Genomic DNA, 12673 nt, shown 5'->3' on the forward strand with positions numbered 1-12673 from the left:
AAGAAGTGAAGTACGCAGTCATTGACGAGCACCGCAACGAGTTCCCGGTCAAGACCTTGTGCCGTGTACTCGATGTCAGCCGTAGCGTGTATTACGCGTCTAAACAGGTCAAACCGAGCTTGCGTAGCCAGGAAGACCTGACCTTGCGCGCTGCAATTGTCAGGATCAACACCGAGCACCGCTGGACGCCTGGCGCTGTGAAGATGTGGCGCCTGCTGCAGGCTGAAGGTATCAAATGCGGCAAGCACCGCGTGAACCGGCTGCGCAAGCTGGAGAGCATCCAGCCGACGCGTATCAAGCGCTTCCGCGTAATGCAGCCTAAGCAAAGTGTGCAGCCACCGGCAAAGGATCTGGTTCAGCGTGGCTTCCAGGTCGACGCGCCGAACAAAATCTGGGTAGGTGACATTACCTCCCTGCGTACAAAGGAAGGCTGGATCCATTTGGCCATCGTGCTGGACCTGTATGCCCGCCGAATTGTGGGCTGGTCGATGGATGTCACGCAAGCAGCACGGCTACCGATGGCCGCGTTGAGCATGGCGATAGCGCAGCGCAAACCTGGTGCTGCCCTGATCTTCCATAGCGATCAGGGCAGCATATATGGCTGCAATGACTACCGTGAATTGATGAAGGCTCACGACGTCGTGCCAAGCATGAGCCGCAAGGGAAACTGCCACGATAATGCTGTCGCAGAGAGCTTCTTCTCGAACTTGAAGAACGAGGTAATGCACGAACGCCTGTTTGCTTCGAGAGACGAGGCCAAGGCAGTGGTCAACGACTATATCGAGATGTACTACAATCGAAAACGGCTCCACCAGACTTTAGGCTATCAAACGCCTGTCGCCAAAGAAGTTGAGTTCCGTGTGCTTAATTAGATGTCCGAGAAACCCGGACTACCTCAGATCCGAAAAGTGAACACGAGCTGAGCACATGANATCCGAAAAGTGAACACGAGCTGAGCACATGACAGCTGCGACAGGCGGTTGGCGTGCTCGCACGGCAGAGTTCCTGTCCGCTGTTCGGATCAGACCCGCTTCTTGGAAAGTAGACACAGACTCAGCAAACGGCGATTTAGCTGGGTTATACCCGCAAGGAATTGACTAAGAGCAAGTCTCATGACAATCTCGGTCCGTTATCCTGTCAAGCCGGTTCGACTCACCAACTTGTCACCCGCCCATGGAGCAGACCACTATGTCCCGCATCGATTCCGCCAATCCCTACCGCGTGCAAGGCAACATCATGTCCATGGCCGAGCTGGCGAAGAACAAGCCAGGCTTCGCCGTGCAGGCCACCCCCGAGCAGATCGAAGAGCTTGCATTGCATGATCAGCAGGTGGCCGCGCGCCAGGCCGCGGTCGCGCAGTATGCGGCCGAACATCCCGATCAGATCTACGCCCAGGTGGTAGCGCAAGGCAAGGTCGTCGCAACGGTGTATGACTCCGGCATCACGGTCGTTACCCATAATGCACCTGGGCTGACGCTGAGCGAAAACGGGGACGGCCTTGCGCTTGCGAAAACCCGGCTCGCCGAACTCATGCAGGCTATTCCGGGCAAAGCGATCTACAGCGGTTTCACGGCGCCGCCGATGCCGCCCTCTTCGAACATTCCGGAATCGGCCTTGCCAGCCGTGACTGCGCGCGACCTGGTCGAGATGGCGCGGCAGATGGACTGGCAGCTGGCCCGCGCGCGCATGGCAATTGACCAGCCTGCAGGTGACTGAACGGCAGTTGACCGCGCCTGGCGATCCGGGACCGATCCGGGGTCAGGACCGATCCCAGGTCCGGGTCAGGTCCGAAAAGTGTACACCAGCTCAACGATGGTGAGGTGGAAACGCGGACCCCGCCATCGCCAACGCGACTGAAATACCCAATGTACCGATGTTGTAACTCGGGGTCTGTCTACCAGGATGGTCGCGAGCCTAGTGCTCAGCTCGTGTCCACTTTTCGGACCTGACACCTAGGAGACAAGTGGACACGAGCTCGGCAATAGTAACTGTTCAGCCCGCGTCCACTTTTCGGCACTGACCCTGATTTTATTCGGCGGGCATCGGCGGTGCGAGTTCGGGCGGGATGGTGTAGGTGAAGCTTTTGGGGTCGAACATCACCTTCCACTTGCGCGCCTCGACCGGCTGGCCGTCTTCCAGGCCGCCGGCCGTGACCGTGATCGGCACCGGGATGCCGCCGTTCACCACGCCCATGCGGTAGGTCCAGCGGCGCTTGTCGCAGCGCAGCGGTTCCTCGGCTTCCTCGATGTCCTCGCCTTCGATGTCGGGGGTGGTGGTGGTGTTGTAGATGTCCCAGGCGGCCTTCGCTTCGGCACAGGGTATACCGGGGTCGAAGTCGCGCGAGGCCATGAATTCGCCCAGCAGGGCGATGCCGTCGTTGTGCGGGGCCAGCACGTTGTTCATGACGGTGACCGGGGCGATGCCGGCGTCGGCGCCGGTCTGGGTCTTGATCACCCAGCCCCACAGCCTGTCGCTGAGCGCCTCGAAGTACACCTGTTCCGGGCGCACCGCGACCGTCGACGCGTAGCGCACCTGCATGCTCGACTGGGTCAGGTTGCCGTCGTGCGGCGTCGTCGGGCGCACGTAGAAGGCGCCGAACAGGGCGTTGTCGCTGCCGTCGACGGCGACACCGCTGGCGACGAAATACAGCTCGTCGCCGGCCGGGTCATCCGGGATTTTTGTTTGCTGGACCACCCGCATCAGGTAAGTGACGTTGCTGTCGTCGACGTAGACCCAGCCCTTCCTGGCTGCCGAATACTTGCCGTAGGTCTCGGACATGACGTTGTCGATCACGGCCGCTTCGTCGATCTCGACCCGCGGCGGCGGCGCTTCGGTCGTCGCATGCCGGTAGACGCCGACCGCGAGCAGTACCAGCGTCACCAGGCCAAACGCGGCCAGCAGGTACAGCAGCGCCTTGAGCCAGCGCCGGCGCAGCCGCCGGCCGTGGGTTGGCGCGGGTGCGGGCTGCGGGTCCGGTTGCGCCGGCGGTTCGGTTGCGGGGATCGGTTCTTTTACATCGTCCATCGTTCACCACGTCAAGGAATCAATTACCAATAGTTACCGATTCTACATGACGGATGCGGTCGCCGAAGAGCGGCCCCGGGGGGTCGTGCCCGCTTTATGCCGGGTGGTTGAACACCTGGCGCAGGTAGGCGATGAAGGTGGTGTCGGTGCTCTGCGCCTTGCTCGGTTCGTCGGACAGCTTGGCCACCGGCTGGCCATTGCAGCGCGTCAGCTTCATGACGATGTTCAGCGCCGGATACGGCGTGTCGTTGGTGAGCTTGGTGCCGATGCCGAAGCCGGTCATCACCCGGTCGGCAAAATGACGATACAGCGCCAGGGCCTTGGGCACGGTCAGCGCGTCCGAGAACACGAGGCGCTTGGTGCGGGCGTCGATGCGCAGCTTGACGTAGTGCGCCAGCGCCTTTTCGCCCCACACGACCGGATCGCCCGAGTCGTGGCGCAGGCCGTCGAACAGCTTGGCGAAGTACAGGTCGAAGTCGGACAGGAAGGCGTCCATGCCGACCACGTCGGTCAGCGCGGTGCCGAGGTCGCCGCGGTATTCCTGCACCCAGTCTTCGAGCGCCGACTTCTGGAAGTCGCGCAGGCGGGTGCCGAAGGCCTGGTGCGCCTGCAGGTATTCGTGGGCCATGGTGCCGATCGGCGTCATCCTGAATTTATAGGCCAGGTAGACGTTCGAGGTGCCCTTGAAGTACTGCGGCAGCTCGCGCGCCATGGTCTGCACCACTTCGTCGTGCCACTCGCCCGAGAAGCGGCGGCGCACGCCGAAGTCGAAGAACTCGAACGGATTGGCGCGCGCCGGCTCGTCGCCGAAGGCGCGCAGCTCGTCGATCTTCTGCTGCAGGCGCACGCGCGCTTCGCTGATCGCGGCCTGCCCGTCGAAGCGGCGGAAATACAGCTCGTTGACGATGTACAGCACGAAGATCTCGAAGCCCATCACGTGCACCAGCGGACCGGCGGCGCGGATGCGCAGGTGCGGGCCGTCGGTGGTGACCTCGATGAACTTGCGCTGGAAGCGGAACAGGGTCAGGAAGTCGGCGAAGTCGCTCTTGATGAAGCGCAGGCCGCGCAGGTAGGCCACTTCGTCCTCGGTGAACATCATGCTGCACAGGTGGTCGAGCTCGCGCTCGATGTCGTCCTTCAGTTCGGCCAGCGGATAGGCCGGCTCGTTGCGGCAGCGGAATTCGTATTCGCCGGTGGCGCCGGGGTGGCTGTGCAGCAGCGCCTGCCACATCGTGAACTTGTAGAGGTCGGTTTCGAGCAGGCTGCGGACGACAGGTTTCATCAGGACTCCAGGTGGCGGACGAGGTGGCGGACGAGTGGCAGCCCAAGCGCCGCCCACGCACGCTGCGCGGGCGGTGCGGCGTCACGCGCCGGTCGCGTTCAGGCAGCCGCGGCCTTGCGGCTGCGGCGCTTCGGCGCCAGCATGGTGCCGGTGCAGCCGGGCGTGCCGCAGCGGCAGGCGAACAGCTTCTTCAGCGCGGGCGTGTGGCGCTCGTCGTAGATCAGGGCGTAATTGTAGTTCAGCTCCTCGCCGGCGTCGATGTTGCGCATGGCGTGGATGTAAACCTTGCCTTCGTCCTCGAACGCTTCGCAGTTGGGCGAGCACGCGTGGTTGATCCAGCGTGCATCGTTGCCGCGCCGGCCGCCGTCGATCACGCGGCCGTCGGCCAGGGTGAAATAGAAGGTGTGGTTGATCGGGCCGCCGGCCTTGGCGGCGCGCTCGGTGGCCTTGTCCCAGCTGATGCGCTCGCCCTTGTACTCGATAATGCGTTCGCCGGCCGGGATCGGCCGCAGGGCGAAGACGCCGTTGCCGTGGACGGGGGAGCGGCGCACCTCGATCATCGGGTTGGCGTCTTGGGCTTGGGTGGAGCGCTTGGTGGTGGTCATCGCGTGCGGGCGGAGGTCGATTGTTGATAGGTTGTCCATTATGGAGCCTATCACAACGGCGGGGCCGCACATTAGCGGGCGGACGCGCCGTGCTCGTCTCAGCTCATGCCGCAAAATCCTCTTCGCGGTATTCGACCTGCCCAGCCGCATCGCCTGCAATCGCGCCCCCAGCGCGCCCCACTTCCTCGCGCCGCAACTCGACCCGCCTGATCTTGCCCGAGATGGTCTTCGGCAGCTCGCGGAACTCGATGCGGCGGATGCGCAGGTACGGCGCCAGCCGCGCGCGCGTGAACGCGAACAGTTCGGCCGCCATCTCGCGGCTCGGTTCGACCCCGGCGCGCAGGGTGACGAAGGCCTTCGGCACCGACAGCCGCACCGGATCGGGCGTGGGCACGATCGCCGCTTCCAGCACGCTTTCGTGCTCGATCAGCACGCTTTCGAGCTCGAACGGGCTGATGCGGTAGTCGGACGACTTGAACACGTCGTCGTTGCGGCCGACGTAGAAGTAATAGCCGTCAGCATCGACCGTCGCCGTGTCGCCGGTGTGGTAGTACCCGGCCCGCATCACCTCGCGCGTCTTCTCTTCGTTGCCGTCGTATCCCGACATCAGGCCGATCGGGCGCGCAGCGAGTTCCACCGAGATTTCTCCCTCTTGAGCGGGCGCATCGTCGATATCGAGCAGCGCGATGCGGTAGCCGGGCAGCGGGCGCCCCATCGAGCCGGGCTTGACCGGCTGGCCGGGCGAGTTCCCGATCTGGCAGGTGGATTCGGACTGGCCGAAGCCGTCGCGGATGCGGATGCCCCAGGCGCGCTCGACCTGCTCGATCACCTCCGGATTGAGCGGTTCGCCGGCGCCGACCAGTTCACGCAGGCGCGGCTTCCAGGCGCGCAGGTCTTCCTTGATCAGCATGCGCCACACGGTGGGCGGCGCGCACAGCGAGGTCACGCCGCAGCGCACGATCGTATCCAGCACCGATCTGGCCGCGAAGCGCTCGTAGTTGTAGACGAACACGGTAGCGCCGGCATTCCAGGGCGCGAAGAAGCAACTCCAGGCATGCTTGGCCCAGCCCGGCGAGCTGATGTTCCAGTGGACGTCGCCCGGCTGCAGGCCGATCCAGTACATGGTCGACAGGTGGCCGACCGGATAGCTCTGGTGGGTGTGCAGCACCAGCTTCGGTTTGGCGGTGGTGCCGGAAGTGAAGTACAGCAGCAGCGGGTCGCTGGCCTGCGTCACGCCTTCGGGCACGAACACGCTGGCCACGCCGTGACTGTCGTCGTAGTCGTGCCAGCCGGGCGCGGCGCCGCCGACGGCGATGCGGGTGAAGCCGGACGCCATGCCGTCGAACTTGTGCGCTTCCGAGACTTGCGCCACGACGTGCTTCACCTGACCACGTTCGAGGCGGTCGGCCAGGTCGGCGCCGGAGAGCAGCATCGTGGTCGGCACCAGCACGGCGCCGAGCTTGATCCCGGCCAGCATGATTTCCCATAGCTCGACCCGGTTCGGCAGCATCAGCAGCACCCGGTCGCCGCGCCGCACGCCGCAGTTGCGCAGGTACTCGGCCACCTGGTCTGAACGCGCCGCCATGTCGGCGTACGAGATCTTGCGCTCGCTGCCGTCTTCCTCCACCACCCATAGCGCGGGGGTATGGTTGTCCCTGGCCTGGTGGTCGAAGTAGTCGATGGCCCAGTTGAAGGTGTCGAGTTCGGGGCGCCGGTAGTCACGCCAGGCGGTGTCGTAGTCGAGGCGGTGCTGCTGGAGGAAGTCGCGCGCCTGCAGGAAGCGCTGGGTTGGCGTCATGGGGTGTCTCCTGTCGCTGTGGATGAATCGCGAACGGCAGGGTGCACCGGCGGGCGCCCCGGCCTTTGTCTTGTCGCTGCAGATCTCTGCTGCGCTGTCGCGACCATTCTGCCACCGTTTCGACGGCCGCGCGAGGTTTCAGGCCAGGCGCGACGGCCTGGCCATGGCCTGGCCGCTCAGTTGCGGCTGACCGGCGTCACCCGCATCTCGTCCACCGGCGCCATCATGTCGATCACCCGGCAGTCGCCGCACATGCGCAGCCGGTCCGGATTGGCCGCGAACGCCGGGTGCCCGCCCAGGCGGCCCAGCATGTTCTGCACCATGTGCAGCGTGCCGAACGGCTTGCTGCAGCGGATGCAGTGGAAGGGCTGCGAGGCGTTCAGCACCACCGCCTTCATGCGCTCGGGCGCGAACGACATGCGCGGCACCAGGGTGATGGCGTTCTCGGGACAGGTATTGGCGCACAGCCCGCACTGCACGCAGTTCTTCTCGATGAAGCGCAGCTGCGGCTCGCCCTGCCCGTCCTGCAGCGCATTGGCCGGACACACGCCGACGCAGGACATGCACAGGCTGCAGGTGGCCGGGTTGACCGCCAGCGTGCCGAACGGCGCGCGCGGCGGCAGGTCGATGTGCTGCGGCTGTTGAGGCGCATGGCGGTGCAGGTGGTCGAGCGCGTAGTCGAGCGTGTTGCGCTTCTCGAGCGCCAGGTGGAAGGTGGCGGGCGTGGTGCAGCTTGCGCCGCGCGGGGCGTGGCGCAGGGCCAGCGCCAGTTCCTGCGCCGCTTCAGGGCCGGCGCCGCCAGTCTGTACCAGCTGGAAATGCGGGCCGTCGTAGCCCAGGCCATCGAGCACGGTCTGGGCGATCGTCATCTGTTCGCCCAGGGCGCCGATGTACTGCGGCGCGACGTCGCCGGCGGCCAGGATCGCGACCCCGGAGGCGCCGTAGGCCAGCGCCGCCAGCCAGACGTCGATGCCGGTGGCGGCGACGTGGTGCAGTTCGAACGGCAGCACGCGGCCCGGCACCGCATCGCCCAGTTGCGCCAGCAGTTCGGCGCCGGCCGCGTCGATCAGCAGCAGCACCGGCTGCGCGCCGCCGGCTTCGCGGAAGGCGCGCAGGGCGGCCTGGATACGCTTGCCGGTGAGCGGCGCCGGCGGATAGGCGTAGCGCATGGCGCCGGTCGGGCACACCGTGCCGCAGGCGCCGCAGCCGGCGCACAGGTAGGGATTGACCTTGATCTTGTCGCCGTCGCCGACGATGGCCTTGGCCGAGCAGATGTCGATGCAGGCGTTGCAGGCGTCGATGCCGTTGCGGCTGTGGGCGCAGATGCGTTCGTTGTAGTTGAAGTATTTCGGCTTTTCGAAGTCGCCGACCAGGTCGAGCAGCGCCGTCACCGCTGCCGAACGCGCCACGGCGCCGGGGCCGGGCGCGTGGTAGCCGTGCGGGCTCTGGTGGCTGTCGATCAGGCGTTGCGGGCACAGGTCGAGCACCAGGTCGAACTTGCCGCCACCGACCGGCTGGCCGGGCGCCTGCCAGCGCGCCTCGAAGGCGCCGAGCCAGCCGGCCAGCGCCACGTTGCGCGCGGCGTGTACTGGATAGATGCGCAGAGTGATGGGCGCGGGGCCATCGGGTTCGTCGAGCAGCAGCACCGTCACCGGCAGCGCCGCCGCCAGCTGGTCGGCCAATGGCAGCGCGTCGGCGGCGCTGCCGACGATCAGGGTGCGCCCGGCCGAGCGGTAGCCGACCGTCATCGCCGGCTCGAAGGTTGGAAAATCGTGGGCAGCGCGCAGTGCGGCCTGGCGCGCCAGCACGTCGCGCGCGTCCTGCTCGGGGTCGGAGGCGGCGCCGTCGTTGAATCGGATGTTCATGGGGTCCCTGGATGTGGTAGTGGTAGCGGCGGCGGCGTGCCGTCCGGGTCATGCGCCTGTTCCAGCGCCGTTTCCGGTGCAGCGGCGGCGGCGCCCTCCCCGGCTTGCTGGTCCCGCTCGTCGTCGCCGAACAGGCGTGACAGCACGCCCGGGGCGTGCTTGAGCGAGGCCAGCATCTCGGCGGAGAGCGGCGTGACCTTGTTGTAATCGTCGATATAGATGTCGAGCCCGTCCATCACGTTGAAGTGCGGATCGGCGAACAGTTTTTTGAGCGCCATGCGCTGCACGGTCTTGTCCACGCCCTGGCCGACGAAGGCCGAGTAGTCGGACTCCCGGGTCAGGCGCGCGACGTCTTCCAGCGTCGGCGCGGGCCGCGCAGGTTCGTGCTCGCGCGAGGGCGGTTCGCGACCGGGCGGCGCGGCGTCGGCGACAGGCGTAGTTGCAGGCGCAGTTGCAGGCGCAGGCGCTACGATGGCATCCTCGGCGGCGGCTTCTTCCGGCGCCAGCGACTTGCGGCGCGCCCAGCGGCGCAGGAATCCTTCTTCTGGCATGGTCCCGGCGCTCATCCGTGCTGGCGGCCCTTGCGCACGCGCGGCGTGTAGTTGTCGCGCAGGTAGCTGGCGACCCAGGTATAGATCTCGGCCGGCATGGTCACACCGTCGGCCGATTCGCCCGAGTCGAACATGCGCGTGCCCTCGACGTAGCTGACCGAGGCGCGCGCGGGAATCGCGCGCCCGTCTTCCATTCGCCACAGCACGAACACCTTCGATTCCGGCGCCATGCAGTTCTCGTAGTAGCCGTCGTTCTCGTCGGTGTACAGCTCGAGCTCCAGGCCCGACACCATGTAGTAGTCGCGCTCCGGGCTTTCGCTCAATACCTGCAGCGGCGCCAGGTTGCCGCGGTCCGGCACCACGCCGACCGCCGCCCAGCTGTCCATCGCGCCCCAGCGGTGCTCGACCGCGCGCCGCTGCATGATCACGGCCACCGGCATGCTTCCCATTTTCATGATGCGCCTTTCGCTTTCATTGCTTGCCGGCGTTGGCCGGCACCCCCGGCTTGTTGACGGTCGGCGACGCGTTCTTCGGTTCGGCCCGGGTCGGACCGGCCTTGACGTCTTCGCTGGGACGCGCGGTGCCGTGCTTCTCGCTCTTGATCGGCACGTTGGCCGAATTCAGCGCCTGCGGGCTGAGCGGCGCGGCGGCCGGGGCCGGGGCCGCGCCCGAGGTGCCGCGCGCGGCGTTCTGCGGCGGCGGCGCCTGGATCCCGGCGCTGGGCGGGGTGGCGACGAAGGCCGGGGTGCCGACGGCCATGCCGGCCGCGATGTTCTCCCTGGTTGCGCTGGCCGCGCTGGCCTGGTTGACCGCCGCCCCGCTGCCGGTGGCCACTACCACGGGCGGCTTGATCTTGTAGCCCTCGCTGGCGGCGCGCTGGCGCCAGCGCGCGCTGACCGCATCCATCGACGCGGCCAGACGTTCCTTTTCCTTCGCTGCCTGGGCGTCGGCGGCGGCCTTTTTGGCGGCGGCCTGCTGCGCCTGCGCCGGCGATGGCGGCGGCAGTGCGGCGACAGCGCTGGCGGCGAACAGCAGGCCGGCGCTCAGGGCGAGTGTGCGGGTGAGGTTCATTGCTTGGTCTCCGTCGTGCCGCCGGCGGCGGGTCCCTGCGCGGCGGCGTTGCTGGCCGGCGCATTCTCGCGATGCGGCGACGGCGGCGTGGCGCCACCGTGGTCGCCCGGCTGAGGCGCCGCGCCGGGGCGGCCGGCGCTGGATGGCGTGGTCGCGCCGCTCGACGGTCCCTGGCCGCTTTCCTGCACCGTGCCGCCCATCGCGGCGCCGCTGGTGTTGCCGCCGGAACCGCCGGCGATGCCCGGCGTGCCGCCGGCATAGGTGGCGTCGGTCTCGGGGCGGGCATTGGCGGTCAGGACCTGGCCGCTGGTGCCGCCGCCGGAGGAGACCTGGCCCGGGTACTTGGTCTGGATCACGCCGTGCGAGGCGGCGGTCGGCTTGTCGCCGCAGCCGGCCAGCAGCGCCAGCGCGGCGACTGAAATGGTGATTGCTTTCATGGCGTTCCTCAATGCGCGGGGCCGGGCCGGGGCTGGCCGGGGCTTCCGGGTTGTGCAGATGAGGCGCCGCGTCCAGGCACCATCTTGCCGTCTTCGTCGAGTCCCGGCGGCACGCCGGTCTTCATCTGCTCGTACCACAGCTGGTGGTGGGCCTTGGCCCAGTTCTCGTCGACGGTGCCGTAGCGCATCGCCTCGAACGCGCCCGGCGTGCCCCAGGTGCCGATGTAGGAGTGGCCCATCGCCGCCACCATGTAGATGGCGCCGGCGCTCAGGTGCAGCACGTTGGCCACCTGCATCACGTAGCGGGTCTGGCCGACCGCGAAGTCGAGCACCAGGCCGGTGACCGACATGATCAGGCCCAGCAGCGCGACACCACCCCAGAACCAGGTCTTCTCGCCGGCGTTGAAGAAGCCGGCAGGCACGTGCTCGTGGGTGATCAGCCCCCCGCCCTTCTTGACCCACTGCCAGTCGGCGCGGTTGTAATAGTTACGCTTCAGGAAGGTGAAGAACATCAGGATCGAGCACAGGATGAACAGCGGCCCGACGAAGTTGTGCAGGTATTTCGAGATGATCGCCACCCACGAGAAGAAGTCGTGCCCCATCCACGGCAGCAGCAGCTTCTTGCCATACATGATGATCAGGCCGGTGATGGCAAGCGCGATGAAGCTGAACGCCGTGGCCCAATGCACTTGCCGTTCCCAGCGGTTGAAGCGCTTCAGCTTGCGCCCGGCCTCGGCCACCTGGTTGGCCGGGCCGATGGTCCGGTAGAACACGAAGATCGCGAATGGCACCGCCAGCAGGATGAAGCCGGCCAGCGTGGCCAGCGGCCCGTTGCGCAGGTAGCGCCAGGTATTGCCGCCGCGCTGGACGATGACGTTGCCTTCCTTGTTGCCGTACTGGCCCAGGAAGTGGCGGTCCATGTGCACGCGTCCGGAATCGGTCGACAGCAGCCCCGGATCGGGCACGCGCGAGTCGGCCTCGATCTGCAGCATGGTCTGCTCTTCGGCATAGGCCGGCCGCGCTTCCTTGTGCTTGCCGTCGGCCCAGGCCGCCGGCGCCATCACTACCGCCGCCATCAGCAGCAACAGAGCCATGACGGCGCGCACTAACATCGGGTTCGCTCGCATGTCGGTTCCTCAGGGGTTGGCGCGGTTGTATTCGTTCTGCTTCTGGTTGCGGTTTTCCACCGTGGCCCACCATGCCAGCCGATCCTTGTGGAAGCGCACGTCCTGCGGCCGGTTGTCTGGCTTGCCGGCGTACTCGCCCCTGATCCAGTGCGGATGCTGGTCGACTTCGAGGCAGCCGGCCAGCAACGCCAGCGGCAGCGCAAGGGTAATCAGTTTGCATGGCTTCATGTCGGCAGCCTCCCCGAGAGATTTTGCGAGTCGTTCAGGTCCTGGTTGACGCGCGGCAGGTTGCCCTTCGACTTGATCTCGCCGCCGCGCTTCGGCTTGCCGTAGGCGATCTTCCAGCCCCACAGCTCGGGGCCGTAGCCGCGCGTCTCGACGCGCTGGCGGTAGATGTCGGCGATGACGTTGGCGTCGCCGCCCAGCAGCGCCTTGGTGCCGCACTGCTCGGCGCAGGCGGGCAGCTTGCCTTCGGCGATGCGGTTGCGGCCGTACTTCTTGAATTCGGCTTCCGAGGTGTCCGGTTCCGGGCCGCCGGCGCAGAAGGTGCACTTGTCCATCTTGCCGCGGTGGTTGAACAGGCCGGTCTCGCCGAACTGCGGGGCGCCGAACGGGCAGGCGTAGAAGCAGTAGCCGCAGCCGATGCACTGGTCCTTGCTGTGCAGGACGATGCCGTCCTCGGTGTGGTAGATGCAGTTGGTCGGGCACACCGCCAGGCACGGCGCGTCGGTGCAGTGCATGCAGGCGATCGAGACCGAGCGCTCGCCCGGCACGCCGTCGTTGATGGTCACCACGCGCCGGCGGTTGATGCCCCAGGCCAGTTCGTGTTCGTTCTTGCAGGCGGTCACGCAGCCGTTGCAGTCGATGCAGCGCTCCGTGTCGCAAATGAATTTCATCCGTGCGGACATACTGG

At 66.6% G+C, this 12673-nt stretch carries 14 protein-coding genes; 2 read left to right on the forward strand and 12 right to left on the reverse strand.

Annotated elements, in window-relative coordinates:
• Positions 1 to 872: IS3 family transposase (locus QPK27_RS23230; RefSeq protein ID WP_290420546.1), on the forward strand; the 872-nt coding region annotated here is incomplete at its 5' end.
• A 316-nt stretch (positions 873 to 1188) separates the two neighbouring features.
• On the forward strand, positions 1189 to 1716 hold the full coding sequence (locus QPK27_RS23235; RefSeq protein ID WP_290420547.1) for a hypothetical protein: 528 nt from the start codon (positions 1189 to 1191) through the stop codon (positions 1714 to 1716).
• 312 nt (positions 1717 to 2028) lie between these two features.
• On the opposite strand, the gene QPK27_RS23240 is transcribed toward QPK27_RS23235, so the two are convergent.
• From QPK27_RS23240 to fdh3B, 12 genes are all read right to left on the reverse strand, one after another.
• Positions 2029 to 3024 carry a hypothetical protein gene (locus QPK27_RS23240; RefSeq protein WP_290420548.1) on the reverse strand — a complete coding sequence of 332 codons (996 nt, stop codon included), beginning with the start codon at positions 3022 to 3024 and terminating at the stop codon, positions 2029 to 2031.
• 94 nt (positions 3025 to 3118) lie between these two features.
• A complete protein-coding gene (gene pncB / locus QPK27_RS23245; RefSeq protein ID WP_290420549.1) occupies positions 3119 to 4306 on the reverse strand; it encodes a nicotinate phosphoribosyltransferase in 1188 nt (395 codons plus the stop codon).
• 98 nt (positions 4307 to 4404) lie between these two features.
• The gene (locus QPK27_RS23250) at positions 4405 to 4911 is read right to left on the reverse strand and encodes an SET domain-containing protein (RefSeq protein WP_290420550.1); all 507 of its coding nucleotides are present in this window, start codon (positions 4909 to 4911) and stop codon (positions 4405 to 4407) included.
• A 103-nt stretch (positions 4912 to 5014) separates the two neighbouring features.
• The gene (locus QPK27_RS23255) at positions 5015 to 6709 is read right to left on the reverse strand and encodes an AMP-binding protein (RefSeq protein ID WP_290420551.1); all 1695 of its coding nucleotides are present in this window, start codon (positions 6707 to 6709) and stop codon (positions 5015 to 5017) included.
• Positions 6710 to 6885: 176 nt separating this feature from the next.
• Positions 6886 to 8574, reverse strand: coding sequence for a 4Fe-4S dicluster domain-containing protein (locus QPK27_RS23260; protein WP_290420552.1), 1689 nt, complete (start codon positions 8572 to 8574; stop codon positions 6886 to 6888).
• Positions 8571 to 9125, reverse strand: a complete 555-nt coding sequence (locus QPK27_RS23265) for a DUF3306 domain-containing protein (protein WP_290420553.1) — start codon at positions 9123 to 9125, stop codon at positions 8571 to 8573. Before QPK27_RS23265 ends, QPK27_RS23260 begins: the two co-directional genes overlap by 4 nt.
• A gap of 11 nt (positions 9126 to 9136) precedes the next feature.
• Positions 9137 to 9580 (reverse strand): DUF3305 domain-containing protein, encoded by a 444-nt coding sequence (locus tag QPK27_RS23270; protein WP_290420554.1) that lies wholly within the window; start codon positions 9578 to 9580, stop codon positions 9137 to 9139.
• 16 nt (positions 9581 to 9596) lie between these two features.
• Positions 9597 to 10196, reverse strand: coding sequence for a hypothetical protein (locus QPK27_RS23275; protein ID WP_290420555.1), 600 nt, complete (start codon positions 10194 to 10196; stop codon positions 9597 to 9599).
• Positions 10193 to 10633, reverse strand: a complete 441-nt coding sequence (locus tag QPK27_RS23280) for a hypothetical protein (protein ID WP_290420556.1) — start codon at positions 10631 to 10633, stop codon at positions 10193 to 10195. The genes QPK27_RS23275 and QPK27_RS23280 overlap by 4 nt, the downstream gene beginning before the upstream one ends.
• Positions 10634 to 10641: 8 nt before the next feature.
• Positions 10642 to 11727 (reverse strand): formate dehydrogenase subunit gamma, encoded by a 1086-nt coding sequence (locus QPK27_RS23285; RefSeq protein ID WP_290420557.1) that lies wholly within the window; start codon positions 11725 to 11727, stop codon positions 10642 to 10644.
• 42 nt (positions 11728 to 11769) lie between these two features.
• Positions 11770 to 11988 carry a hypothetical protein gene (locus tag QPK27_RS23290; protein WP_290420558.1) on the reverse strand — a complete coding sequence of 73 codons (219 nt, stop codon included), beginning with the start codon at positions 11986 to 11988 and terminating at the stop codon, positions 11770 to 11772.
• The gene (fdh3B, locus tag QPK27_RS23295) at positions 11985 to 12668 is read right to left on the reverse strand and encodes a formate dehydrogenase FDH3 subunit beta (protein ID WP_290420559.1); all 684 of its coding nucleotides are present in this window, start codon (positions 12666 to 12668) and stop codon (positions 11985 to 11987) included. The genes QPK27_RS23290 and fdh3B overlap by 4 nt, the downstream gene beginning before the upstream one ends.
• Positions 12669 to 12673: the final 5 nt, after the last annotated feature.

Source organism: Massilia sp. YIM B02443 (genome assembly GCF_030411955.1).
Lineage (GTDB): Bacteria > Pseudomonadota > Gammaproteobacteria > Burkholderiales > Burkholderiaceae_D > Telluria.

Bases quoted from the DNA above. Each gene is read 5' to 3' on its own strand.
- QPK27_RS23285 (WP_290420557.1), bottom strand. From the start codon at position 11,727: ATGGCTCTGTTGCTGCTGATGGCGGCGGTAGTGATGGCGCCGGCGGCC.
- QPK27_RS23275 (WP_290420555.1), bottom strand. From the start codon at position 10,196: ATGAACCTCACCCGCACACTCGCCCTGAGCGCCGGCCTGCTGTTCGCC.
- fdh3B (WP_290420559.1), bottom strand. From the start codon at position 12,668: ATGTCCGCACGGATGAAATTCATTTGCGACACGGAGCGCTGCATCGAC.
- QPK27_RS23235 (WP_290420547.1), top strand. From the start codon at position 1,189: ATGTCCCGCATCGATTCCGCCAATCCCTACCGCGTGCAAGGCAACATC.
- QPK27_RS23265 (WP_290420553.1), bottom strand. From the start codon at position 9,125: ATGCCAGAAGAAGGATTCCTGCGCCGCTGGGCGCGCCGCAAGTCGCTG.
- QPK27_RS23260 (WP_290420552.1), bottom strand. From the start codon at position 8,574: ATGAACATCCGATTCAACGACGGCGCCGCCTCCGACCCCGAGCAGGAC.
- QPK27_RS23290 (WP_290420558.1), bottom strand. From the start codon at position 11,988: ATGAAGCCATGCAAACTGATTACCCTTGCGCTGCCGCTGGCGTTGCTG.
- QPK27_RS23240 (WP_290420548.1), bottom strand. From the start codon at position 3,024: ATGGACGATGTAAAAGAACCGATCCCCGCAACCGAACCGCCGGCGCAA.
- QPK27_RS23280 (WP_290420556.1), bottom strand. From the start codon at position 10,633: ATGAAAGCAATCACCATTTCAGTCGCCGCGCTGGCGCTGCTGGCCGGC.
- QPK27_RS23250 (WP_290420550.1), bottom strand. From the start codon at position 4,911: ATGACCACCACCAAGCGCTCCACCCAAGCCCAAGACGCCAACCCGATG.
- pncB (WP_290420549.1), bottom strand. From the start codon at position 4,306: ATGAAACCTGTCGTCCGCAGCCTGCTCGAAACCGACCTCTACAAGTTC.
- QPK27_RS23255 (WP_290420551.1), bottom strand. From the start codon at position 6,709: ATGACGCCAACCCAGCGCTTCCTGCAGGCGCGCGACTTCCTCCAGCAG.
- QPK27_RS23270 (WP_290420554.1), bottom strand. From the start codon at position 9,580: ATGAAAATGGGAAGCATGCCGGTGGCCGTGATCATGCAGCGGCGCGCG.